This is a genomic window from Kaistia defluvii, from assembly GCF_026343955.1.
Classification (GTDB): domain Bacteria; phylum Pseudomonadota; class Alphaproteobacteria; order Rhizobiales; family Kaistiaceae; genus Kaistia; species Kaistia defluvii.
Genome location: NZ_JAPKNI010000010.1, coordinates 62,501 through 86,495, shown reverse-complemented (window position 1 = coordinate 86,495; position 23,995 = coordinate 62,501). Strand labels below are relative to the sequence as shown.

Genomic DNA, 23,995 nt, shown 5'->3' with positions numbered 1-23,995 from the left:
AATGGATCCTCGCCTATGCGAGGATGACGCCGAGCGTGGCGTAAGTTTTGCGCCTCACTGGCCGAAATCTGCCAACGACGAACCCGTCAGACCTCGCCCCAGACGCGCGGCAGCGGGTCGCCATGCTTCGGACGGCCGCCGAAGACCGTCGTCGCCTCGGCGCCGGCTTTGACGCCGCGCTCGAGGCAGACGTCGACGCCTTTGCCGGCCAGATGCGCCGCCAGGAAGCCGGCGAGGAAGGCGTCGCCCGCTCCCGTCGTGTCGGCGACCTCGACCTTGGGCGCCGCCGCCTTGAGGCGAACCGACAGATTGGCGGCCTCCGCCCCCTCGGCGCCGCGCTTGATCACGGCGAGATCGTAGCGCGCCGTCAGGAAGCGGATCTGCTCCGCGGCATTCCGGGTGCCGGTGAGGCAAGCGGCTTCCTCGGCATTGGGGAAGATGATCGAGGCGTCGCTGGTCCAGCCCAGGAAATTCGACGGACCGACTTCCTCCAGGAAGCCAACCGAGGCCGGATCGACGGTGACGGTGATGCCGCGCGCCCGCGCCACCGCCATCATGGCCATGACGGCCTTGCGCGGGCCCGGCGTGAACAGCGAATAGCCGGAGACATGCACCAGATCGATTTCGTTCAGCATCGAGAAGGGAAGGTCCTCGGCCGAAAGCCCGTCATTGGCGCCGCGATCGGTCAGGAAACTGCGCTCGCCGCCCTCCGAGAGCAGGACGATCAGCATGCCCGTCGTGCGCTCGTCATCGGCCGAGAGCACCGGCACCACGCCGGCATCGCGCAGCGCCTGTTCCTGCTCGGCCAGATCACGGCGGCCAACCCGGCCGGCAAAGGCGACCGGAATGCCGAAATGCGCCAGCCAGGCGGCCTGGTTGCAGCCCGAGCCGCCCGGATAAAGGCCGATCTTGGCGCGCCGGTCGGAGCCCACCACGAGCGGACCGTCCGGTCGCACGATGACGTCGGTCATGACATCACCGATCACAAGCATGCGGGGACGGGGCGGAACGGAGGCAGACATGGCGAAACTCGAATCGGACAGAAGGCTGGTCTCTCTCCTATAGAGAGGAATGCAGCCGGCATTAAGCTTGAACCGCGCGGCCGATGGCTCCATGTCTGGGCCAACTCATTCTCACCGAGGACCGCATGACTGCCGAAAATCCGCTTCTCGCGCCCTGGAATACGCCGTTCGGCGTCCCGCCCTTCGCTTCCATCGAACCCGCCCACTACACGCCGGCCTTCCAGGCGGCGATCGCGGAGCACGAGGCCGAGATCGCTGATATCGCCGACAATGCCGAGCCGCCCAGCTTCGACAACACCATCGCCGCGATGGAACGCGCCGGCCGCAAGCTCGACCGCGTCGCCAGCGTGTTCTTCAACCTGACCGGCGCGCATACCAATGACGAGCTGGAAACCATCGAGCTCGACCTCGCGCCGGTGCTCGCGCGGCACAGCAACGGCATCTACCAGAACGCCAAGCTGTTCCAGCGGATCGACACGCTGTTCAAGGCCGGCACGGCCGGCCTCGACGCCGAACAGGCGCGGGTGCTGGATCGCTATCATACCGGCTTCGTGCGCGCGGGCGCCGGCCTGCCGGCGGAAGCCAAGACCCGGCTTGGCGCGATCGCCGAGCGGCTTGCGACGCTCGGCACCAATTTCGGCCAGAACGTTCTGGCCGACGAGAAGAGCTGGAGCCTGACGCTGGAAGGCGAGGACGATCTCGCCGGCCTACCCGACTTCATGCTCGATGCGGCGGCCCAGGCAGCCCGGGATCGAGGCCTCGACGGCAAGCATGTGATCACGCTGTCGCGCTCGTCGATCGAGCCGTTCCTGCAGTTTTCCGCCCGGCGCGACCTGCGCGAAAAGGCCTTCGCTGCCTGGACCGCGCGTGGCGAGGCCGGCAAGACGGACAACCGCGCCATCATCGCCGAGACCGTGAAGCTGCGCTCCGAGCGGGCCAAGCTGCTGGGCTTCCCGACCTTCGCGCATTACCGGCTCGACGATTCCATGGCCAAGACCCCGGAAGCGGCGATGGGGCTGCTTCGATCCGTCTGGAAGCCTGCCCGCGCCCAGGCGATCGCCGAGCGCGAGGCGCTGCAGGCGCTGGCGCAATCGGAAGGCGGCAATTTCGACATCGCCGCCTGGGACTGGCGCTATTATTCGGAGAAGCGCCGCAAGGCCGAGTTCGATCTCGATGAAAGCCAGCTGAAGCCTTATCTCCAGCTCGACAGGATCATCGAGGCCGCCTTCGACACGGCGACGCGGCTGTTCGGCGCTACCTTCACCGAGCGCTTCGACGTGCCGGTTTATCACCCGGACGTCCGCGTCTTCGAGGTGAAGGACCGTGACGGCAAGCCGGTCGGCCTGTTCCTCGGCGATTATTTCGCACGTTCGTCAAAGCGCTCCGGCGCTTGGATGAGCGAATATCGCGGCCAGGAAAGGCTGAATGGCGACATCCAGCCCATCATCGTCAATGTGATGAACTTCGCGAAGGCGGCCGATGGCCAGCCGACGCTGCTCTCCTTCGACGACGCCCGCACGCTGTTCCACGAATTCGGCCATGGCCTGCACGGGCTGCTCTCTGACGTCACCTATCCGATGATCGCCGGCACCAATGTCGCGCGCGATTTCGTCGAGTTCCCGTCGCAGCTCTACGAACACTGGTTCGAGCAGCCTTCGGTGCTGGAGCGCTTCGCGCTGCACTACCGCACCGGCGAGCCGATGCCCAAGGCGCTCATCGAGCGGCTGATGGCAAGCCGCACCTTCAACCAGGGCTTTGCCACCGTCGAATATGTCTCCTCGGCGCTGGTCGACCTCGAACTGCACCTGCTGGATGATACGGCGGGGCTCGACGCGCCCGCCTTCGAGCAGAAGATCCTGGACGAGATCGGCATGCCGCAGGCGATGGTCATGCGGCACCGCTCGCCGCATTTCCAGCATGTCTTCGCCGGCGACGGCTATTCCTCGGCCTATTACTCCTACCTCTGGTCGGAAGTGCTCGACGCGGACGGGTTCGGCGCTTTCGAGGAGGCGGGCGATATTTTTGCGCCGGCGGTTGCCGCCAAGCTCAAGGAATCCGTCTATTCCGCCGGCAATCGCCGCAAGCCGGACGAGGCCTATCGGGCCTTCCGCGGCCGCGACCCCGAGCCCTCGGCGCTACTGAGGAAACGCGGCCTGCTTTCCGCGGCGGAATAGCCATATCACCGCCCCGGCACCGCGCTTTTCGCGCCGCTGGGGTGGGCTTCACCAATTCGCGGCGCGGCGCTAGTCTTCCCCGGATTATTCGCTATTGTCCGCGGCAAATCACTGAGAGGACCGTGCCATGGCCGTTTCGAAGACCGACCTTTCCCAAATCGAGCTGAAGACGCTGGCTCGCGTCGCGCGTCCCGGCCCGTATGTCGGCCTGAACGGCAAGGCCGTGCAGAAGCTGATCGAGCTTGGCCTCGTCCGCACCCGCGTGGCCGGCTACGTGCTGACCGAAGAAGGCTTTGGCATCCTGCGCGCCGACGCCGAGTAGGCTTCACTCCACCCATAGAAAAGCCCCCGGCGAACGGACTTCGCCGGGGGCTTTTTTGTCTGCGGTTTCGTCTCAATCCGGCAGGACGACACCGATCTTGGCGAGCAGGCCGCCATCGACCTTGTATTCGCCGCCGGTGCAGAAGGCGGCGCGCGGACCGGCAAGGAAGGCGATCATCGCGCCGACATCCTCGATGCGGCCGACGCGGCCGATCGGATGCGCCGCGCCCCAGACGGCGATCACCTCATCCTCCGTCCTGCCGTCGAGATTTTCGCTGGCGGCGAAGCGCAGCATCGGCGTGTCGATCGAGCCGGGGCAGACCGCGTTGACGCGAATACCGTCCTTGGCGTGATCCAGCGCCATCGCGCGGGTCAGCGCGAGCAGTCCGCCCTTCGAGGCGACATAGGCGGCGACATTGGTCTGGCAGGCTATGCCCTGCACCGAGGCGATGTTGACGATCGCGCCGCCGCCATTCTCCCGCATCACGGGAATGGCGTGGTGGGCCGTCAGATAGGTGCCCTTCAGGTTGACGGCGAGGACGCGGTCCCATTCCGCCTCGCCCATCGTCTCGACTGTGCCGTAGGGCTGGATCGCAGCGCTGTTGACGATGATGTCGATGCGGCCGAATTTTGCGACGGTCTCGGAAACCATAGCCGATACCGAGGCATCGCTGGAAACGTCGCCGACAATGCCATGTGCCGTGGCGCCCGAGGCCTCGAGCGTTGCGACCGCCTTGTCCAGCGCCGCCTTGTCGAGCCCGAAGATCACGATCGTCGCGCCTTCCCCGGCCAACGCCTGGGCACCGCCAAAGCCAATACCGGTCGCGCCGCCCGTCACGATCGCCACCTTGCCCGCCAATTCCGCCATGCTTGTCTCTCCCTGTCCTTTGCCTTGCCGTCCGGTGGGCGCGTTCCCGTCCCTGCCCACATCCCGGGCCGACGCCTCTTTTTGCGTCGCTCCCTGCGGAATCAGGCACCCCGTTGGATCAGGCTAACCTGCCATCGGCCACCGCGGAGCGCCATGATTTCGCACGCGGTCGACGCGCTTCTCGAACGAATTCGTCAGCGGGACGAGCCCGGCTCGACGGCCAGCAGCACCGCGACGAAGCGGGCCAGGCTGTGCTGCACGTGCTGGGTGCACGCTGCCCTGCGGATCGAAACTCCAGCAGAGCCGCGAGCCCTGCCACTGCGCCAGACGACACGAAGGAGCCGAGGCACGCCTGACTGTGGGGTATTTACGTCTTCGTAGAAAAAGCGGCGTATCGCTTTGCTCTTGCAACCATGAGGACACGAAATGCAGATCACCCGGTTGAGCAAGACAGCGCTTGTCGCTTCGATTGCCTTCTTCGCGACGCTGGTCGCCTTCGGCAACATCACGGACTACGGCTCCAACTTCGAGTTCGTGCGCCACGTGCTGCTGATGGACACGATCTTCCCGAACGCGACCATTCACTATCGCGCCATCACCAGCCCGACGCTGCACCACGCATTCTACATCCTCATCATCGCGGCGGAGACGCTGACGGCGATCCTGTGCTGGATCGGCACCTTCGCCATGCTCGGCCGTCTCGGCGCCGATGCCCGCGCGTTCAACCGCTCGAAGAAGTGGGCGATCGGCGGCCTCGCCTTCGGCTTCCTGGTCTGGCAGGTGGCGTTCCTGTCGATCGGCGGCGAATGGTTCGGAATGTGGATGTCGCAGACCTGGAACGGCATCGAATCGGCCTTCCGCTTCTTCATCACGATCATTGCCGTGCTGATCTTCGTCTCGATGCCGGATACCGAACTGAACGACTAGCCGGAGAGGCGGCAGGCCGCATCAAAACGGGCGCGCCATAACCGGCGCGCCCCGAATGATGCGGAGAAGCCCTGGCCCTCAGACGGAGAGGCCGATGACCATCAGGCAGTAGCCAACCAGCGCGCAGTTCACGAGCGTGAAATAAAGGTGCGGCTTCCGCGCCTCGCCCTGGAACAGCACGAAATTATGGAACAGCGCGGTTGCGGCGATCAGGAAAAGGATCAGCATCGCGGCGCCCCAGGCGGGCAGAATGCCAAGCGCGACAGACAGACCGCCGACAAGCTGCGCGGCGAAGCCAAGCGCCACCAGCGGCGCTGGCAACCTGAAGCCGTAATTGGTCTCGGAGGCGCTGGCCTTGGCAAAATTCAGGAAGTTGCGGATGCCCGCAATAATGAAGAACAGGCCAAGAATAACCCGGCCGATCAGGATCAGAGTAACGGCGAACGTCATGATTTCCCCCACTTTCCCAACTGACCTACCGGATCGCCGGGGAATAGGAAAGAGGGAGCAGCGCTTGCCAGAGCGAAGAGGTCTCCGGCTCTCCTTTGGCGGTGCCGCTCCCGGCTGTGAGGCGGGGTCTATGGAGAGGCGCGACGAGGAACCGCGTCGCGGCACGGCCAACCCCAATGCCTTGTTGGCCGCATCGGCACCAGCGCCTGCAGCCAAGATATCCAGAGCCCCCGGCGACCTGCCAGACACGAAGAATCCAGCAGCATTCGCAGCAACCTTGCCTCCCGAGGTTGGCAGCGTTAGAACGTCCGCCAGTAGAAGGAGATCAATGCACAGAGACCCGAACTGAGCCGCGTGCAGCGGACTTTTCACGCGCCCCTTCGGGGCGCCGTTTCTCTATGCAGACTTCTCTACGGAAGAATCATGACGTCTCTGGAACTGACTATCCGCGCCTATGACGAGGCAACGGACCGCGAAGCGCTGTCGAACATCTGGTTCGAGGCATCCCTGCTCGCGCATCCATTCATCGGCGAGGCGCGGCTGCGCGAACAGCGCCCCTTGATCGAAACCGAATACCTGCCGCAGGCGGAAACCTGGGTGGCCTGCCTCGGCGAGACGCCGGTGGGGTTCATCAGCCTGCTCGATCGCTTCATCGGGGGCCTGTTCGTCGCCCCCGGCCAACAGGGACACGGGATCGGCCGTTCTCTGGTGGCGCACGCCTTCACCTTGAAGGGCGAATTGCAGCTGGAGGTCTACACCGCCAATAGGCAGGCCACCTCGTTTTACGAAAAGCTCGGCTTCGAGGAAATCTCGCGGCGGGCCAAGGATGAGCAGGGCCTGCCTCACGAGAACGCCCATCTCGTCTTGAAGCGCTAGAAAGCCGGCGGGGCGGCCTGCCGCCCCGCCTATTCCCGCCGTCCAGCGGTACGACCATCTTCTCGCGGATGCGCGGGCGGCGCCAGCCAAGCGCCGCTGTTTTCGCCCACAACTTGCGTTTGCACCGCATCAATGCGGGAACTTCACCCCGCCTCTGGAATTATTTCTGCAAGGGCCGTCGTTCACCCCGATCGGCCTTGCCCGAGACCCGTCGGTTGCCGCAACGGCCGACGGGTTCTGCATGTCTCCGATGAGTAGAATTCCCAATGACCACATGGCACTGGAATATCCGACGTCTCGAAGAGGACGGAGTCACGGTTCGCGCAACCGTCGAATGCGTGCCGGGCGGCCCCCCTCCCATCGGCCTTGGACGAATGGAGGTCGCGCTCGAGTTTCCTGCCGAGACGCGCCCGCTCACGCTCGAGCAGTTGCATGCGGTCGTCATCGATCAAGCACGGGAATTTGCGCGTCGCTGCCTGTACCACCCGTAACGCCCTAAGGCGCCCAAGCCTCTGACCGCCGGTACAGGTGTGACGTCGTTCACTCGCGCATTCCAGCAACAGAGCTTTCAGGATCGATGATGTCGGCCTCCGTTTCTGGTCGAAGGCCGACATCCGGATTACTTCACCTCGGTAATCTCGCTAAGCCGCCAGCTCTTGTCGAAGAACGATGGCAACGGGCTGTAGAGGCGCAGGATCGTGAACCAACCCTTGCTCGGATCGGTCTGGATCCAGTTGCCCCGGGCCACGCCTTCCGGCTGTGTTGGGCCGAAATAGACGGTGGTCGAACCATCGGGCGCGGCCTCCGCCGCAGGCGAGGGATAGCTCTGGCTGCCGGCGCGCGGATATTTCTGCGGCGTCTGCAGCATGGAGCGCGTCTGGTTGTCATAGAGCGTGAAGGACCAGAACGCCTTGGCAGGGATGCCCTTGGGCAGGGTTACCGAATAGGTCTTGGAGCCATCGAACGGCGTTCCCGAGGGATCCAGGAAGCTCATCAGATACTGCGAACCCACTTCCGGAATGCGCATGATCATGCCGGGCGAGTCCAGCGTGTAGCCGTAGTAGAAGGCTGTGCGGGAATCGAGCGTACGGGCGCCGGTCGGATCCAGCGGCTCGAACTTGCCGTCCTTGAAGTTCGGCGGCGGGGTTTCGAAATAGGCGCCGCCCTGCCACAGCATGCTGCCCCACTGCGAGCCTTCATAATAGGCCCAATCCGGATGCTGTATCGCATAGCGCCAGTTGAGCGCCCGGCCGGTCGCCTGGCCGACCATGGCGGCGTCCGTCAGGATCTTCTTCATCCGCTCGTCCGGCGCAAACTTCTTGCCGTGTACGATCCCGATGGCAGCAAACTGGCCGGCCAGTTCGACGTCATAGCTGGTGGCTGGCTCGTTCTGGACGTTCTCGTTGAGCAACTCGAAGAAGCCAAAGTCGCTTGGCGGGATCGTGTTGAAGGAGAGATCACTTCCTTCGATGAACTTCGTCTCGGGAACCTTCGGTTCGCCGGCGAGGCTGACCGTGCCTTCCAGCGCCTGGGCAATGCTCGTTCCGTACGAACCCGGCTTGTAGGGATAGATCTTCAGGTTCTTCTTGACGTTGTCGATAGCCGGCTGAGGGTCGTTGTTGACCAGATAGGCGCGAGAGGCATAGAGCGCGAAGTTCGTCTTCGAATGGGCGACGAAATAGCCCCCCTCGGGCAGCGGGCCGTCATAGTCAGGCCCGACGATCAGATACTTGCCGCCGAGCCCACGGTCAGGACCGGGCCCGCCAACGTCGATGATCCACGAGAACCACATGTCGTTGATCGTGCCGACGGCATCGGACGGCTGCTCGACGACCACGGGTCCCTTGCTCAGGTCGAGCCCGGCCAGATAGTAAACCGTGTCGGCATTGGCCGTCAGGAACAGCGACGTCGAGTCCATCAACTTGGAGAAGATGACGACGTCGCCGGGCTTGGCGCCAATCTCTTCAAAGCCCTTGACGATCGCGAGGGCCGAGGCGCCGCGATAGCTGTTGTTGTAGGCATTGAGCGCCCGGGTGAAGTCGAGGGTGTCGTAGATCTTGCTGGCCGTCTCGGCGGTCGGGACGCCGTCCTTGAACTCCAGCGTTCCGGCTCGTGTCTCGGCGGTGTCGGGGGCGCCGAGGCTACGGACGATCTCCGGGGCGACCTGTGCGAGGGCTGTCGTGGAAGTCAGGGCAAGCGCGGTGGCCAAGGTGGCACCGGCCAAATTCAGATAGCGTTTCACGGGACTTGGTCCTTTCCTGCAGTCCTTCGGGCGGCCGATTGAAGTTATCGGGGGCAGACATCCCAGAAGCCGCTCGTCCGATTGGGCGTTGTGTAGTACCAGCAGTAACCAGGCTTGGGCGGGGTGCCGGCGAGCGAAACCGCAGCGGCGCCGGCGATGAATCCGATCGCCGCTCCCGCGGCAATTGCCCCACCGGGACGCCAATAGCGATGCGGATTGACGACAACGACGCCACGCGGGCGGTAGCCCGGAGCGCGATAGCCGGGCCTTGCCGCTCCGGCTGCGCATCCGCGCGGGCCACAGCCGGCTGCCGCGCAACCGCGCGGTCCGCAGGCCGCCCCGCCAGACCGATAGGCGTAGGCCGGAGTACTCGCGAGCATCGGGGCAACGAGCATGGCTGCAAGCCCTGCCGACAGGATCGATAGCTTCAACATCTTTAGCACAACAGTTTCTCTCTAGTAGATACAAGTTGGCATGCGAGGGAGAGGACGAAAGATCGGCGCGACGGCAACCGCGTCAGCGAGGGAAACCCGGGCTCTCACCTATTTTTTGGGAAACAGGAACTGCAACTGCGCTCGGATCTGCCACTGCGGGCCGGCATCGTTGGGGGCAATCACATTGTAGTAAGCCCCGACCTGCGCATTGACCGGCTGCTTTCCGATCCGGAACACACGGCCGAAAGCCCCGCCGACAGGCAGGGTCCAACGATTGTCGCTGTCGGCGATCCAGTTCGCGGTCACGACCGGGGAGGAGGAAAGATACCAGCCGTCCTTGAAGTTGTAGTTGACGAACGGCTGCAGCGTCATCTGGTTGACGTCCTTGCGGCTGGTGTCGCCGGCAAATGACCAGATATTGTTCACCAGCGCGCCGTAGACCCAGGGCCCGTCCATGACAAGGCCAACGGCAGACGGACCTGCGCCCCACTTGCCCGATCCGAGGTCATGGTCCGTGGCTGTCGGCAGCAGGATGGCCGGCCCGACGCCCCATATGAACTTGCCGGAGTGAGCTGGCGAAAGAAATGCGCTGACCGTCGTGTCGCCGAGGCCAAACGTCCGGTCGCCATCCGGCTCCAACTGAGGCTGGGAAATAACCGGCAAAATAGTCCGGGTGATCAAGTTCCAATCCGGAGAAATATTGATCGGAATAACCGGCTGTATATTGATGACTTCCTGTGTGTCATCGTACGGGCCATAGCCGAAGTTCGTGTTGAACTGGAATGGCACGCTGATCATGTCGGCGACGGGATTCTGCGCCGCCTTGGCGAGGTCCTCGGTGTTGGCGGCCCCGTTTTCGGCCATCGCCACCCCGGGCCATGACAGGGCCGCCAGGAGCGCCAGTTTTGCCGGAATCCGCCTTTTCAGGACACTAGCATAGTCAAAAAGTGATGGAGAAACCGGATCGGGCCTCTGGGACGTTTCGTCATCCGCAGAGGAAGCCCAGTTGATAGGCGAATCCAATCGTCCATATCGGCGATCGAGGGCTATGAGCATCGTCCTCACAATCACGGTAGACACGTCCCCATCAATATTCAGCCTGTCGCATCCGTCGGAGAATCTTCCCGATGGCCTTGGACACCCATAATACAAATCGGCTAGCCTCGTCCGTCACCACTCATTTTGCGCCACGCATGCGTATTTCGGGGGAATAATGGACATGACAGAGATACCGGTCATCTCCAGTCACGTTCTGCACGGTATGCCGGCGTTCGTGCGCCGGGAAGTTGGGGAGAAGGCGCTGGCGCAGGCCAATCGCGCCGCCGGCTTCGATCTCGAGCTTGCCGAGGGGCGGAACTGCTTCATCCCGCAGTCGGCCGTGCTCGGATTCGTCAATGCAGTGGCACGGGCGGCAGGGGAGGCAAATTTGGGGGGCCTGATGGCTCCCTTCATGGATGCCGCCAACTACGGCAGCTATGGACGCCACATCATCGGCGCCGAAACCCTCGGCGATGCCATTGAGCGAGCGATTGCGGCGCTGCGCTATCACAGCACCAACGACAAGATGTCGCTGGACATCGTGGGCGATGAGGCGCGGTACAGCTACCGGTTTGCTCTGGCCGGACGCCCCGGCTACGACATCGTCGCCAGTGCGGCGGCGGGCGTTTTGTTGAGTTTGTTCAGGAACTATTTGCCAGTAGACTGGAAACCCCTGCGGGTCGAACTGGATATCGGCAGGCCGCGCCAGGCAGATCCTCTCGAAGACGTCTTCAATTGCCCGGTCCACTTCAACGCACCGACCGTGAGCATTGTCTTCGAATGTCGGTATTTATCCTTCCGTTCGCGGCAGCCCCTCTCGCAACTGGTGACGATCGAAGACGTGGAGCGAGATCGGCAGGGTGGAGCGCCGCAAGACTTGCTCGACGTTGTCCTGGAGCAAATTCGTGCCCAGGTTCTCGCCGGTAGCGTATCCATCGACAGTGCGGCTCAATCCATCGACATGAGCGTACGGACACTGCAACGCGAGCTGAATCGGGCCGGCGCCGATTTCCGCAGCCTCGCGAACGCCATGCGGTACCAGCGCGCAATCGAACTGCTACGCCATACCAACGGGTCGATCACCCGCGTCGCGGCGGAAATGGGATATTCGTCTCCCGCCAATTTCGCCCGTGCCTTCCGAAAGGCCGCGGGCCATGCGCCGAGCGATTTCCGGTCGAAGGCCTAGCGGCCTCGCATCCCGCCCCGGCAGCGAGGCCGGCCCCGAAAGAGCCCAAGGTGAAGAAGGCCACCAAGGCAGACGCAATCCTCGAACTCGTTGGCCGTGAGGACGGGGCGTCCATCCCGGAAATCTGCCAGGCGACAGGTTTGCAGCGCCACACGCGGCGCGGGTACATCGCCGGCCCCTTTCGGAAGCGCGGCCAGGACAATGTTGGGACCGGCGTAGGGGGAATGACAGTCGCAAAGCACGATCTGGGGCATAGGCGACGGAGCGCGGAAGCTGCTGCTTTGACGCGATTGTGAAAGAGTCGTGAGCGCGTTTTTGGGCCGAACAAGCAGCTTGTCGCCCTGTACATCTGTAAGCTAGAAGTGACCGTTGCTACTCGTTGACCTGATTTCCAACACCGTCAATACAATACCTTCCCCAATGGAACGTCCATTTTGACCTATATCAAATCCGGGCTTGTCAATCCGGGATATGGGAGATGCCGGGAAGGTACCTGCAATTTTCGATTGCATCCACGGGGCGCGTGACGCCGCGCTCTCTCGGCCTCGCTTATTGGCGTCGCCGGCAGTGACGAAGGTCTAACAAGGAACGCCAGGATGAAAACCCCCGCCCAGTTCACCACGGCAGTCGCAACGGCATTGCTGCTGGCCGGCACTATCGTCGCGACGGCTTCGGCCGAGACTTACAAGATGACCACACCGATGGCGGAGGGTGTCGCGACGCCGGACAAGGTTGACACGTCCATCGGCACACTGCACCTGCGGGATGGCTACCCAATGCCCGACACTGTCAAGACGGTCTACGACAATCTGGATCGATCCCGAGCCCTGCAGGCCTACCTGCTGGGATTACCGATCGTGAACCAGATCGGGATGCGCAATTCGATGCGCAAGTTTGGTCCCGACAATTACACCGACACGATCTGGGAGAGCCTCGTTGACTCCAAGACCGTGGAACTGACCGCGAACGACAATACGGTCTACAGTTTCGTCTGGCTCGACACGAGCAAGGGGCCGCTGGTGGTCGAGATCCCGCCCAAGGTGCTCGGACTGATTGACGACATGTGGTACCGCTGGGTAGCCGACGTCGGCATTACAGGCGCGGATCGTGGTCAGGGCGGGAAATACCTGATCTTGCCGCCCGGCTACAAGGGCGACGTGCCGTCGGGCTACTTCGTTGTTCGCCCCAGCACCTTCGGCAACTGGATGCCGTTCAGGTCCTTCCTCGTTGACGGCTCGCCCAAACCAGGCATCGAATCGGTCAAGCAGCACCTTAAAGTCTATCAACTGGCCGATGCCGCGAACCCGCCGCCGATGAAGTTCGCCAATGCGTCCGGAATTCCGGCGACGTTTGTTGCGCCCGCTGACTACTCCTTCTGGAGCCTGTTGAACGAAGCGGTGCAAGAAGAGCCGAGTGAAGGCTCGGATCCGACGACATTGGGCCTTTTCGCATCGATCGGCATCGTGAAAGGTCAGCCGTTTGATCCCGACGAGCGGATGAAGCAGATCCTGACGGATGCCGCAAACATCGGTGCCGTCACCGCGCGGACCATAGCCTATGAAATTCGCGGCAAAGACGCGTACTTCTATCCAGACAGCGCATGGCGCCTACCGTTCTTCGGCGGGTACAATTTCGAAATCGCGCCGGGTGTCAGAAACCTGGACGGTGCACTGTTCTTCTACTACATCGCCACCGGCGTAACACCGGCGATGACCGAGAAGATGGTGGGCGAGGGTTCGCAGTACCCTTGGGCAGCCCGCGACTCGCATGGCAATCCGTTCGACGGCGCGAAGACCTACAAACTGCACCTGCCGCCGAATGTTCCCGTCAAGGATTTCTGGTCGGTCATCGCTTACGACCTCCAAACGCGTTCGATGCTGCAAACCGACCAACAGTTTCCAAGTGTGAGTAGCCAGAACAAGGATGTTAAGGTCAATGCGGACGGCTCGGTAGATGTCTACTTCGGCCCCAAAGCTCCCGCCGGCTTCGAAAACAACTGGGTGCAGACGATCCCGGGCAAGGGCTGGTTCATGATCCTCCGGCTCTACGGACCGCTTGAAACGTGGTTCAACAAGACCTGGCGACCCGGGGAGATCGAACCTGTCTCGGCAGGCTGACCAAGGCCTCATCCGTTTATTCGGCGGCTGAGCTTCGTCGATCCCGGATTTCGTTGCGATGCGTCGCTCAGCGAAGAAAGAGCCCCGCTTCGTCGGGGCACCCGCCGCTTGGTGTTGGGGCTTCCAGCCAGCCCCGCACGGTAGAGGGACTCGTCGATTGCCTTGCTGAGCCTGTGGGATTTGGCTCCCCCCGTGCCATGGCCTCACGCCAATGGATCGCGGATTTCAAAGCCGGAGTCGTCGCTTGCCACTGCCATGCGGTGATAGGTTCGCGTGCCAGAGAACGCCACGACATGGCCGCCAGGCTCAAGAACCCTCAGGACCTCGCGCCAGAATTCGGCAGCGAATGCCGTTTCTCGCCGATGGGGATGAAGCTGGGAACGTCGATGTCACAGCGACAGCTCTCTCATGGCCACCTGGTCAAACGGTAGCTGCCTCGCAGGCAGCGGTTAGCGCGCCCGCATGCTTCGTCCCGGAGCCGGACGCGTCCGGCGCCGGGACATCCGATCAGCGCCTGATGACGGGCGGCGGCCCCCAGGAGCCATCGAGGATCGAGGGCGGCGTCCTGTTCGGCCAGTAGAGCCGCATCGTCAGGGCGAAGGGCGCCGCAGGCGCGGGCAGCCAGTTCGATTCCTTGTCCGCCCCCGGAGACTCGTTCTGGAAATAGAGCGTCAGCGAGCCGTCGTCGTTGTACTGGAACGCGTTGCGGGTGCTGAGCGTCAGGCGTTTAAGCTGGTTCGGATAGAACCAGAGGCCATTGTCGATCTGGTACATGGTGATCGACCAGAACGCCATCGGGTTCACCGGCGGCATCTCGCCCTTCTTGAAGGTGAGCGTATAGCCGTTCTTGCCGTTAAGCTTGGTGCCGGTGCTGTCGACATAAGTCGTCGGGTAGACCGAGACTTCGGGCTGCTGCGACGGCCAGCCGTTGGAGGCCCAGGTGGCGCGGGTCAGGTAGTCCGTGCCGTAGACGGCGCCGGTCGAGGTGACGCGCCAGCCGCTCACGTCCTTGCCGAGATCGGCCCAGTTCTCGTTGAGCTTGTTGGTGACGATCTGCGGCACGTCCTTCAGCGCCGCCTGTATATCGGCGGGGAGCTTCGCCATGTCGAAGGGCTGGCCGGGAACGATGCCGATCTTCGCGATCCGCTCGATCATCGGCGCGTCTTCAGGCGCCGCCACCGCCGACGCCGGGATCAGTCGCGTCATCCAGTTGAAATAGCCATCAATGCCGAGGGCCAGGATCACCTTCTGCGGCGCCTCGTCCATCTTGATGCCGACCTCGGCGACCGGTGGGGCGACGAAGGTGAAGTCCTTGCCGTGGGCGGAAAGCGGCACGACCTTGTACTGGTCCTGCAGCTTGTGGACGATGGCGAGATCTTCTGGCGTGTCGAGAGCATAGGTGCGGCCGAGGACACCGAGATAGCGGGTCGGATAGGCGATGTGGATCATGCCCTCCGGTACGTCGCCATTCCAACCGGGGCCGGTGAAGAGGTAGGTCGCGGCGGCGGTGCCGGTCGTGTTGGTACCCACGGCATGCTTGACCACCATCCAGAGGTCTACCAGCTCGAAATTGAAGAAGCGGTCCTTGATCTCAGGATGGCTGAAGACCTGCGGCTCCTTCAGATCGAGCCAGGCCATCGAATAGAGCGTGTCGGCATTGGTGGCCGAGACGCCGCGATACGTCGCAGGCGGATAGCCACGAACATTGAAGAACGAGCCGAGCGGCGCGCTCATCATTCCCGGCTTGGCCACGTTGCTCATTTGCAGTCGGGTGATGTCGGTCGTCACCAGCGAGTAGCCGTAAATATAGGCGTCGATGGCGATCTGGCGGGCTTCGGCCGCCGTCAAGCCCGGATCGAGCGCAAGGGCGGGCGTGAACGCGGTGATGGGAACCATGGCAGCCGCCAGGGCTCCGATAGCCGTCGTGGACAAGAAGGTTCGGCGGGAAAGCCCGCCCTCGGTAAGACGTCGGGTCATGGGGACCTTCCTTGTGGCCAGTTATGCCGGGCACATCCTGCGCATATGCCGAGCGGCGGATGAAAGGCGGACTGCCGATGCAATCGAAGGACGACTCGACCCGCATGTCCGCAGGAGTGGCTGCAAGACAGTAGAATGGCGGCGACGCCCGCGGAGCCAGTGGCCCTGATCACCGAGGCAGTGGCTATCGAGCATCGCTGCAACTACCTTACCTTTAGGGAAACCTATTAGGCACATGCCGCGGGATGCGGCCAGAAGGAAAGAGCAAAGAACGATGCTGCCGGCCACCCATTTCGCGCCAACGCCCTGCAAGCTGTCGTCCGGCACGGGTCTCGGCGCGACGTCGCTGATCACGGTCACGGCCCTGTCGGGTGTATCGGCATTCGTCCGCGACCGTTTTGGAGAGCGGCTGCTGCGCGGCGCGAACGAAGCGGTCCTGCTCGACATCGAGGCCATCGAGGACCAGGACAGCTTCATCCCCCATCTCACGGTGACGACCTTTGGCGCCGCCGTCGCGAGGCTCTCCGGCGACCCTGATTTCGCGCTGCTGCTCGTCCCCCATCTGACCATGGCCAGCAAGGGGTGCTGGGCGACCTACATGCTTGCGGCCCCGACGCTCGGCCAGGCCGTCGAGCGGGCGATCCGCACCATCGGCTTCCACAGCAAGGGGGACACCATGTCGCTCGCCGTGAGCGGACGCGAGGCGCGGATCAGCTATGCCAGCGCAGCCAAGGGACAGGACGGCTACCTTCATGTAGCGATCGGCACGGCCGGCATCCTGCGTAACCTCTGCGAGCATTTTCTGGCGACCCCGCTGCGGATCGAGTTCGACGTCGCCCGCCCGCAACGGCCGGATGCTTTCGAGGAGGCCTTCGGCTGTCCGGTTGTTTTCGACGCGAAGACCGTGTCCGTGTGCCTGGAGGCGGAGCAACTCTCGAAGCGGATGGTCAGGACCCGCCGCGTCCCCGACATCACGGTGGCCGATATGGCGCGGGCACGCGTCGAGTGCCGGACGCTGAACCGCTTCCGCGACATCATTCTTCAGCAGATATGGTCCCAGGTCTTGAGCGGAAAAGTATCTGTCGAGGGTGCGGCCTGTTCCGTCGACACCAGCGTGCGCACGCTTCAGCGCGAACTGAACCGGGAGGGCACGAATTTCCGGGACCTGACGAATACCCTGCGGATCAAGAGAGCGGCCGAGCTCCTGCGGGACACCCCAATCTCGGTCACCGAGATATCAGCGATACTTGGCTATTCGGCGCCAGCGCATTTCGCCCGCGCCTTCCGAAATGGAACGGGCATGAGCCCGCACCAGTTTCGGGCTCACCATTCGGCATGGCCGCCGCGTGATCAATATGTGACCACCACCGGTGCCGAAACTGCATGATACGTTGGAAATGGCGCGCCCGAAGAGATTCGAACTCCTGACCCCCAGATTCGTAGTCTGGTGCTCTATCCAGCTGAGCTACGGGCGCCTGTCGCTTGCTTCACCCCGGAGCAAACCTCCCGGGCGCCGCGCCGACCCTCAGGTCGTCGACGAGGGGATTGCTACAGCCTCGTTCCCGCGATTGCAAGCGTCGAGTTGGATGAGTCTGTGGAGAATTCATTCCAGGGCCGAAAGGCGCGCGGGCTTGCCGTCGGGTCGCGCAGCATCCCAGGCCCTGCAGCCGATCGGAGCGTCGGTGCGGAAAAGACCTAGCCAACCCGGGCCCGGGCGGCGAGATCGAAAGCAATCGGCCGGTCCGGCAAGGCTATCTCGAACACCGCTCCCGGCGCATTCTGGTCGACCAGGGAAATCGTGCCGCCATGGGCCCGGACGATCTCCGCCGCGATCGCCAGCCCCAGTCCCGCCCCACCCGGCCGCACGCCGCCCTGGAAGGCCTGGAACAGGTGCTGGCGGGCCTTGGCCGCCACGCCGGGGCCGGTATCGCAGATGCGAAGGATGACGACGCTGCCCTCCCGCCGTCCCTCGATGGAAAGGCGCCGCACGATGGCCGGGTCGGCCTCGCCGTCCATCGCCTGCACGGCGTTGCGGCACAGGTTGAGCAGGACGCGGAACAACTGGTCGGGATCGGCATCCACCTCGAAGCCGGGCTCGATGCGATTCTCGAATGCGATGGTCGCATGCTGGTCGAGCCCGAGCACGTCGGCGACGTCATGGGAGATCCGAGCGAGATCGACGAGACGCCGCTGCGGCTCGCGTTCGCGGGCCCGGCCATAGGCGAGCGTCGTCTGGCAATAGTCGATGGCGCGGTCGAGCGTGGCGATCAGCTTGGGCGCGAAGCGCTGGACGGCCGGGTCCGGCAGCGCCGCGATGCGATCGGAGAAGAGCTGCGCCGAGGCCAGCAGATTGCGCAGGTCGTGATTGACCTTGGAAACCGCCAGGCCGAGATCGGCGAGATGGCGTTTCTGCGCCAGCGATTCGGTCAGGTGGCCCTGCATCGCGGCCAGCTTGTCCTCGGCGATGCCGATCTCATCCGACCGGCCGCTGGGCTCGATGATGCGCGACTTGTCCTCCGGATCCTCCGAATAGCGCACCATCGCCTGCGCCAGCCGCCGCATCGGCCGGATCAGGAGACGCTGCAGGCTGATATAGATCAGCATCGCCGTCAGGATCGAAATCACGGCCGAAAGCAGCAGGATGTTGCCGGCGAAGCGGATCATCCCGGCGCGCAGCGGACGGTCGCTGATCACGAGTTCGAGGCTCTTGCCGTCCCGATCGGGGCCGATGACGCGCAGCGTGCGCGGCGCCCATGCCGTCAGGGTCGTGAAGGCAGCTTCCGCCGAGCGCCATGGCGTGACGTCGCGCAGGTCCGCCACCTCATCGACGGTGGGCGGCATTTCGACTGCGGCCAGAAGTCGGCTCGCCTTGCCGGTACGCAGCACGATGGCGGTAGCCCCGACCGAGGCCAGCAGTTCGTCCTGAACGCTGCGCGGCACATTCTCCCACGCCGCCGAGCCCAGCAGCACGGCGGCAGCCTGCGCGGTGGCGAGCTTCTCTTCCAGGAAGCGGACGCGGTAGCTCGACACCGACGGGACGAAGGCCGCGACTTCGCTGACCATGACGAAGACAATGGTCAGCAGGATCAGCTTGATCGACAGGCCAAAGGCATGGCGGCGCGGCCGCGCGGGGACGACATCCGGCAAGGAGGCCTGCGCGGCAATACCGGACCGCAAGGGGCTTGCGTTGAGATCCGTCACTTTGGCGTCATTCAATCGGCACTCCCATCTCGGCCGATGACACTCTATGATGACTCGCCCGCCCGCATGACGTCAAACTTTGCCGCCCCGACGGACGCGTCATGGGGATCAGACGAAGCGATACCGGAGTCGCGTTGACTTGGTTGGGCCTAGTCCGTATAAGCCGGGCTCACGAGAGCACGCTTCCTGTCGTGCTGCGGCTTTTGCCGTGGCATGGGGTCCTGGACCGTCGGGAAGGCTCGCTCATCCGATGATAAACATTGAATTCGAGGGGCCGCCCCAAGCGGTGACGACGCATGAAGCGCACGTATCAACCTAGCAAGCTCGTTCGCGCCCGCCGCCACGGCTTCCGTTCCCGTATGGCCACCGTCGGCGGCCGCAAGGTCATCGCGGCTCGCCGCGCACAGGGCCGCAAGAAGCTCTCTGCCTAATCGGGCGCAGGGACAGCCGGCCGGCGCCCGGAAAGGCCTCCCATGGATCATATGAAGACCATGGATCGTCTCAAGAAACGCGCCGAATTTCTTGCCGTCGCCGGAGGGCCCCGCGCCTCCCGGCGCGGCTTTGTCTTGCAAAAACGCGACCCACGCGCGGATGACGTCAGTCGCCCGGCGCGTGTTGGCTATACGGTCACGAAGAAGATGGGCAACTCGCCCGAGCGCAACCGGATCCGGCGGCGCCTGCGCGAAGCCATCCGCCTGGCGGGCATCGACCACGCTGTCGCCGGCACCGACTATGTCCTGGTCGGCCGCCGCGCCACACTGTCGCTGCCCTTCGAAACCCTCGTGACCGATCTTATCTCCGGCTTCGACGCGCTGAAGCGTCCGACCTCCGGACCGCGGCACCAGGACCGCGGCAAGGAAAAAGCCCGGCAGCCGGGCCAAGCGACCTCACCCGAAAGACGTGAACGATGACCGATAACCGCAATCTGATCCTAGCCGTCATTCTTTCGGTGGCGGTCGTCTTCGGATGGCAGTATTTCGTCGCAGGCCCGAAGATCGATCAGACGCGCCAGCATACCGCCCAGACGAGCCCGGCCGCGCAGTCGACCTCCGGCAGCCCGACGGCCACGACCGGGACGGAAGGCGCGGCGGCGACGCCGGGCGCCCCGACCACGCCGGGCCAGGCGACCGTCATGACCCGCGACCAGGCGCTGGCCGCCAACCCGCGCGTTGCCATCAGCACCCCGTCGGTGACCGGCTCGATCAACCTCAAGGGCGCCCGCTTCGACGATTTGCATCTCGACGGCTTCCGCGAGACGGTCAATCCGAACAGCCCGACCATCGTCCTGCTGTCGCCCTCGGGCGCGCCGAACGGCTATTTCTCCGAATTCGGCTGGGTCGCGCCGGCGGGCGTCGCCGCCCCCGGCCCCGACACGCTCTGGAGCGCGCCCGAAGGCGCGAAGCTGACCGATACCACCCCGGTCGTCCTGACCTGGGACAATGGCGCCGGCCTCACTTTCAAGCGCACGATCTCGATCGACCCGCGCTTCATGTTCACCGTCAGGGACGAAGTCGCCAACGCGACGGGCCAACCCGTCTCCATGTCGCCCTATGGCCGCGTCGTGCGCCTGGGCGAACCGACCGTTGCCGGCTATTACATCCTGCATGAAGGCCCGCTCGGCGTGCTCGGCGAGAAGGGCCTGCAGGAGATCACCTACAAGAATCTGCGCAAGGCCGGTTCCGAATCCTTCCAGGGCATCAACACCGGCTGGCTCGGCATCACCGACAAGTATTGGGCCGCCGCCGTGGTTCCGCGTGACACGGAGTCCTTCGACGCCTCGTTCAGCTTCGTTGACGGCGCCACGCCGCTCTACCAGACCGACTTCAAGAGCAAGCCGATCACCGTTCCGGCCGGCGGCACCGCTACGGCCGAGGGCCTGCTGTTCGCCGGCGCCAAGCAGGTGTCGGTCATCCAGGACTATCAGAACAACCTCAAGATCGACCGGTTCGACCTGCTGATCGACTGGGGGATGTTCTATTTCTTCACCAAGCCGCTGTTCTTCCTGATGGACTATTTCTTCAGGCTATTCGGCAATTTCGGCGTGGCCATCCTGCTGGTCACCGTCATCGTCAAGGCCGTGTTCTTCCCGCTCGCCAACAAGTCGTACAAGTCGATGAGCGCGATGAAGAAGGTGCAGCCGGAAATGGCCGCGCTGCGCGAGCGCTATGCTGACGACAAGGTGAAGCAGCAGCAGGAGCTGATGGCGCTCTACAAGAAGGAAAAGATCAATCCGCTCGCCGGCTGCTGGCCGGTGCTGATCCAGATCCCGGTCTTCTTCTCGCTCTACAAGGTGATTTTCGTCACCATCGAGATGCGCCATGCGCCGTTCTTCGGCTGGATCCAGGACCTTTCCGCGCCCGATCCGACCACCATCTTCAACCTGTTCGGCCTGATCCCCTGGACGCCGCCGCACATGCTGATGATCGGCATCTGGCCGCTGATCATGGGTCTGACGATGTGGGTGCAGATGCGCCTGAACCCGGCTCCGGCCGACCCGGCGCAGCAGGTGATCTTCAACTGGATGCCGGTGATCTTCACCTTCATGCTCGGCACGTTCCCGGCCGGCCTGGTGATCTACTGGGCCTGGAACAACACGCTGTCGATAGCCCAGCAGTGGGTCATCATGCGGCGCCAGGGCGTCGACGTGAACCTGCTCGGCAACATCATGTCGACCTTCAAGAAGAAGCCCAAGGACGGTGGCGACAAGACCACCGCGCCAACCAAGGCCAAGAGCTGATGCCGGAGATTGATCAGGAAGAGATCGACCGCCTCGAAACGGGCCGTCTCTTCTTCGCCAAGGCCTGGGAGTTCGTGATGAGCGTGCCCACGATCGGGCACCTGCCGCCGATCGACGTGGCCGAGATCGCCTTCTCGGGGCGCTCCAATGTCGGCAAGTCGTCGCTGATCAACGCGCTCACCAACCGCATCGGTCTGGCCCGGACCTCGAACACGCCGGGCCGGACGCAGGAACTGAACTTCTTCACCTCCGGCAGCGGGCTGTCGATCGTCGACATGCCGGGCTATGGCTATGCCGAGGCGCCGAAGAAGCTGGTCGATGCCTGGAACCGGATGATCCGCGACTATCTGCGCGGCCGCGTCAGCCTGCGCCGCGTCTATGTACTGATCGATTCCCGTCATGGCCTCAAGGCGAACGACAAGCTGACGCTCGACCTGCTTGACGAGACGGCGGTCTCCTACCAGATCGTCCTGACCAAGGTGGACAAGCTGAAGACGGGCGAACTCGCGCGCGTCAAGGCGGCGACGGAAGCCGCCATCGCCAAGCGCCCCGCCGCCTTCCCGGTCGTCATCGCCACCTCCTCGGAGACGGGCGAGGGCATGGATCTGCTGCGCGCCGAGATCGCCCAGCTCGCGACCTGAGGAACTGCGGCGGCGAAGCCGTCGCCGTCATTGTTCCGCCATCGCATAATCGCTATAGAGCCCTGCCCTTTTGCAGCGGAGCGGAGATTTGAGGATGGATATGCGGGTAGAGGACAGCACGGATCCGGTGCTGACCGCACGACTGATCGCCACCGCGCTGCCCTACATGCTGCGCTATGACGAGAAGACCGTGGTGGTCAAGTTCGGCGGCAATGCCATGGGCTCGGAAGAGCTCGGCAAGGCGTTTGCCGAAGACATCACCCTGCTCAAGCTCGCCGGCATCAATCCGGTCGTCGTCCATGGCGGCGGCCCGCAGATCAACGCCATGCTCACCCGCCTCGGCATCAAGTCCGAATGGGCGGCCGGCATGCGCATCACCGACAAGGCGACCGTCGAGGTCGTCGAGATGGTGCTGGCCGGCTCGATCAACAAGGAGATCGTGCAGACGATCACCGAAGCGGGCGGCCGCGCCATCGGCCTGACCGGCAAGGACGGCAACATGGTCACGGTCAAGCGCCTGACCCGCAAGGTCGTCGATCCCGATTCCAACATCGAGAAGGTCATCGATCTGGGCTTCGTCGGGGAACCGACCCGCGTCCGCACGGAAGTGCTGGAAGTGCTGGCGAAGTCGGAAATCATACCCGTTCTGGCGCCCGTCTGCGCCGGCGAGGATGGCGAGACCTACAACGTCAATGCCGACACCTTTGCCGGCGCCATCGCCGGCGCGCTCGACGCCAGCCGCCTGCTGTTCCTCACCGACGTCCCCGGCGTCCTGGACCGCGACAAGAACCTGATCAAGGAACTGACCGTCGCCGAGGCGCGCGCCATGATCGCCGACGGCACCATCTCCGGCGGCATGATCCCCAAGGTCGAGACCTGCATCGAGGCGCTGGATCGCGGCGTCGAGGGCGTCGTCATCCTTGACGGCAAGACGCCACACGCCGTGCTGCTCGAACTCTTCACCGAGCGCGGCGCCGGCACGCTGATCAAGCGCTGACCGGCCGCATGCCCGAGATCCCCTTGCCGACGGACCCGGCGCTTGCCCGGTTCGCCGGCATCCGCGCCTGGGTGTTCGATCTCGACGACACGCTGTATCCGCACCATACGGGCCTGTTCGAGCAGGTGTCGGAGCGGATCCTTCTCTATGTCGAGCGCCAACTTTCGTGCGGTCGCGAGCAGGCGCTGGCGGTTCGCGCCGATTTCTGCCGGCGCCACGGCACGACGCTGCGCGGCCTGATCGTCGAGCACGGCATCGATCCCGCACCCTTCCTGGACTTCGTGCACGACATCGATCATTCGAAGCTTGAGGCCGACCCGGCCCTGGTCGCCACCATAGAGCGCCTGCCCGGTCGGCGCTTCGTGCTGACCAATGGCTCGCAGGACCATGCCGAGCGCATCCTCGCCAGGCTGGGCTTCCGCGACCCTTTCGACGACATCTTCGACATCATCCGCGCCGATTTCGTGCCGAAGCCGCATCCCGACACCTATGCCCGCTTCCTCGGCCGGAACGGCATCGACCCGGCCTCGGCCGCGATGTTCGAGGATCTGCCGCGCAATCTCGAAGTGCCTAAATCGCTCGGCATGGCGACCGTCCTGGTGGTTCCGCGCGGCACCGCCGAAGCCCCCGTCGAGGCCTGGGAGGCGCGCGCCAACACGGCGCATATCGATCACCAGACCGATGATCTCCCCGCCTTCCTGGCCCGAATCGCCCCGAACGCCTGAGACGGCGTCGGCGAAAAAGACGACCCGCCTGCCTTGCGCGTTGACTTCCCCCGATTGCCCGA

At 64.0% G+C, this 23,995-nt stretch carries 23 protein-coding genes and 1 tRNA gene; 15 read left to right on the top strand and 9 right to left on the bottom strand.

Going from position 1 to position 23,995, the window contains the following annotated elements:
* Window positions 1-86: 86 nt before the first annotated feature.
* Window positions 87-992, bottom strand: coding sequence for a carbohydrate kinase family protein (locus OSH10_RS20330; RefSeq protein ID WP_266334223.1), 906 nt, complete (start codon window positions 990-992; stop codon window positions 87-89).
* Window positions 993-1,147: 155 nt separating this feature from the next.
* On the opposite strand from OSH10_RS20330, the gene OSH10_RS20325 reads away from it, so the two are divergent.
* Both OSH10_RS20325 and OSH10_RS20320 read left to right on the top strand, forming a co-directional pair.
* Window positions 1,148-3,196, top strand: coding sequence for a M3 family metallopeptidase (locus OSH10_RS20325; protein WP_266334099.1), 2,049 nt, complete (start codon window positions 1,148-1,150; stop codon window positions 3,194-3,196).
* A 127-nt stretch (window positions 3,197-3,323) separates the two neighbouring features.
* The gene (locus OSH10_RS20320) at window positions 3,324-3,518 is read left to right on the top strand and encodes a hypothetical protein (RefSeq protein ID WP_266334097.1); all 195 of its coding nucleotides are present in this window, start codon (window positions 3,324-3,326) and stop codon (window positions 3,516-3,518) included.
* A 72-nt stretch (window positions 3,519-3,590) separates the two neighbouring features.
* Here OSH10_RS20320 and OSH10_RS20315 read toward each other — a convergent pair whose 3' ends face one another.
* On the bottom strand, window positions 3,591-4,385 hold the full coding sequence (locus OSH10_RS20315) for an SDR family NAD(P)-dependent oxidoreductase (RefSeq protein ID WP_266334095.1): 795 nt from the start codon (window positions 4,383-4,385) through the stop codon (window positions 3,591-3,593).
* A gap of 426 nt (window positions 4,386-4,811) precedes the next feature.
* Between OSH10_RS20315 and OSH10_RS20310 the strand changes: the two genes are divergently transcribed.
* Complete coding sequence (locus OSH10_RS20310) at window positions 4,812-5,312, top strand: DUF2165 family protein (protein WP_266334093.1); 501 nt, start codon at window positions 4,812-4,814, stop codon at window positions 5,310-5,312.
* Window positions 5,313-5,390: 78 nt separating this feature from the next.
* Here the strand turns inward: OSH10_RS20310 and OSH10_RS20305 are convergent, their stop codons facing one another.
* A complete protein-coding gene (locus OSH10_RS20305; RefSeq protein ID WP_266334091.1) occupies window positions 5,391-5,762 on the bottom strand; it encodes a DoxX family protein in 372 nt (123 codons plus the stop codon).
* A gap of 423 nt (window positions 5,763-6,185) precedes the next feature.
* Here OSH10_RS20305 and OSH10_RS20300 point away from each other — a divergent pair, with 423 nt between their 5' ends.
* Window positions 6,186-6,638, top strand: a complete 453-nt coding sequence (locus OSH10_RS20300) for a GNAT family N-acetyltransferase (RefSeq protein WP_266334089.1) — start codon at window positions 6,186-6,188, stop codon at window positions 6,636-6,638.
* A 266-nt stretch (window positions 6,639-6,904) separates the two neighbouring features.
* Window positions 6,905-7,129 carry a hypothetical protein gene (locus OSH10_RS20295; RefSeq protein ID WP_266334087.1) on the top strand — a complete coding sequence of 75 codons (225 nt, stop codon included), beginning with the start codon at window positions 6,905-6,907 and terminating at the stop codon, window positions 7,127-7,129.
* A gap of 128 nt (window positions 7,130-7,257) precedes the next feature.
* Here OSH10_RS20295 and OSH10_RS20290 read toward each other — a convergent pair whose 3' ends face one another.
* From OSH10_RS20290 to OSH10_RS20280, 3 genes are all read right to left on the bottom strand, one after another.
* Window positions 7,258-8,880, bottom strand: coding sequence for a DUF1254 domain-containing protein (locus OSH10_RS20290; protein ID WP_407660739.1), 1,623 nt, complete (start codon window positions 8,878-8,880; stop codon window positions 7,258-7,260).
* Window positions 8,881-8,924: 44 nt separating this feature from the next.
* The gene (locus OSH10_RS20285; protein WP_407660741.1) at window positions 8,925-9,275 is read right to left on the bottom strand and encodes a hypothetical protein; all 351 of its coding nucleotides are present in this window, start codon (window positions 9,273-9,275) and stop codon (window positions 8,925-8,927) included.
* A gap of 147 nt (window positions 9,276-9,422) precedes the next feature.
* Entirely contained in the window at window positions 9,423-10,394 is a 972-nt protein-coding gene (locus OSH10_RS20280; RefSeq protein ID WP_266334083.1) for a hypothetical protein, read from the bottom strand.
* A gap of 139 nt (window positions 10,395-10,533) precedes the next feature.
* Here OSH10_RS20280 and OSH10_RS20275 point away from each other — a divergent pair, with 139 nt between their 5' ends.
* From OSH10_RS20275 to OSH10_RS20270, 3 genes are all read left to right on the top strand, one after another.
* Window positions 10,534-11,538, top strand: a complete 1,005-nt coding sequence (locus tag OSH10_RS20275) for an AraC family transcriptional regulator (RefSeq protein ID WP_266334081.1) — start codon at window positions 10,534-10,536, stop codon at window positions 11,536-11,538.
* A gap of 50 nt (window positions 11,539-11,588) precedes the next feature.
* Window positions 11,589-11,834 (top strand): DUF3489 domain-containing protein, encoded by a 246-nt coding sequence (locus tag OSH10_RS22980; protein WP_407660738.1) that lies wholly within the window; start codon window positions 11,589-11,591, stop codon window positions 11,832-11,834.
* Between the two features lie 300 nt (window positions 11,835-12,134).
* Window positions 12,135-13,655: a DUF1254 domain-containing protein gene (locus tag OSH10_RS20270; protein ID WP_266334079.1), complete on the top strand. Its 1,521-nt coding sequence runs from the start codon at window positions 12,135-12,137 to the stop codon at window positions 13,653-13,655.
* 507 nt (window positions 13,656-14,162) lie between these two features.
* Here OSH10_RS20270 and OSH10_RS20265 read toward each other — a convergent pair.
* Complete coding sequence (locus OSH10_RS20265; RefSeq protein WP_266334077.1) at window positions 14,163-15,632, bottom strand: DUF1254 domain-containing protein; 1,470 nt, start codon at window positions 15,630-15,632, stop codon at window positions 14,163-14,165.
* 274 nt (window positions 15,633-15,906) lie between these two features.
* On the opposite strand from OSH10_RS20265, the gene OSH10_RS20260 reads away from it, so the two are divergent.
* Window positions 15,907-17,019 (top strand): AraC family transcriptional regulator, encoded by a 1,113-nt coding sequence (locus OSH10_RS20260; protein ID WP_266334075.1) that lies wholly within the window; start codon window positions 15,907-15,909, stop codon window positions 17,017-17,019.
* Between the two features lie 11 nt (window positions 17,020-17,030).
* Here the strand turns inward: OSH10_RS20260 and OSH10_RS20255 are convergent.
* Window positions 17,031-17,107: transfer RNA gene (locus tag OSH10_RS20255), tRNA-Arg, on the bottom strand.
* A gap of 220 nt (window positions 17,108-17,327) precedes the next feature.
* Window positions 17,328-18,848 (bottom strand): sensor histidine kinase, encoded by a 1,521-nt coding sequence (locus tag OSH10_RS20250; protein WP_266334073.1) that lies wholly within the window; start codon window positions 18,846-18,848, stop codon window positions 17,328-17,330.
* A gap of 281 nt (window positions 18,849-19,129) precedes the next feature.
* Here OSH10_RS20250 and rpmH point away from each other — a divergent pair, with 281 nt between their 5' ends.
* The 6 genes from rpmH to OSH10_RS20220 all read left to right on the top strand — a co-directional run bounded on the left by rpmH (window position 19,130) and on the right by OSH10_RS20220 (window position 23,933).
* Entirely contained in the window at window positions 19,130-19,264 is a 135-nt protein-coding gene (gene rpmH / locus OSH10_RS20245; RefSeq protein ID WP_266334071.1) for a 50S ribosomal protein L34, read from the top strand.
* Between the two features lie 42 nt (window positions 19,265-19,306).
* The gene (gene rnpA, locus OSH10_RS20240) at window positions 19,307-19,744 is read left to right on the top strand and encodes a ribonuclease P protein component (RefSeq protein ID WP_266334069.1); all 438 of its coding nucleotides are present in this window, start codon (window positions 19,307-19,309) and stop codon (window positions 19,742-19,744) included.
* Window positions 19,741-21,570, top strand: coding sequence for a membrane protein insertase YidC (yidC, locus tag OSH10_RS20235; RefSeq protein ID WP_266334067.1), 1,830 nt, complete (start codon window positions 19,741-19,743; stop codon window positions 21,568-21,570). Before rnpA ends, yidC begins: the two co-directional genes overlap by 4 nt.
* Window positions 21,570-22,211: a ribosome biogenesis GTP-binding protein YihA/YsxC gene (yihA, locus tag OSH10_RS20230; RefSeq protein WP_266334065.1), complete on the top strand. Its 642-nt coding sequence runs from the start codon at window positions 21,570-21,572 to the stop codon at window positions 22,209-22,211. The genes yidC and yihA overlap by 1 nt, the downstream gene beginning before the upstream one ends.
* A 94-nt stretch (window positions 22,212-22,305) precedes the next feature.
* Window positions 22,306-23,208: an acetylglutamate kinase gene (argB, locus tag OSH10_RS20225; protein WP_266334063.1), complete on the top strand. Its 903-nt coding sequence runs from the start codon at window positions 22,306-22,308 to the stop codon at window positions 23,206-23,208.
* A gap of 23 nt (window positions 23,209-23,231) precedes the next feature.
* Window positions 23,232-23,933 carry a pyrimidine 5'-nucleotidase gene (locus OSH10_RS20220; protein ID WP_266334061.1) on the top strand — a complete coding sequence of 234 codons (702 nt, stop codon included), beginning with the start codon at window positions 23,232-23,234 and terminating at the stop codon, window positions 23,931-23,933.
* Window positions 23,934-23,995: the final 62 nt, after the last annotated feature.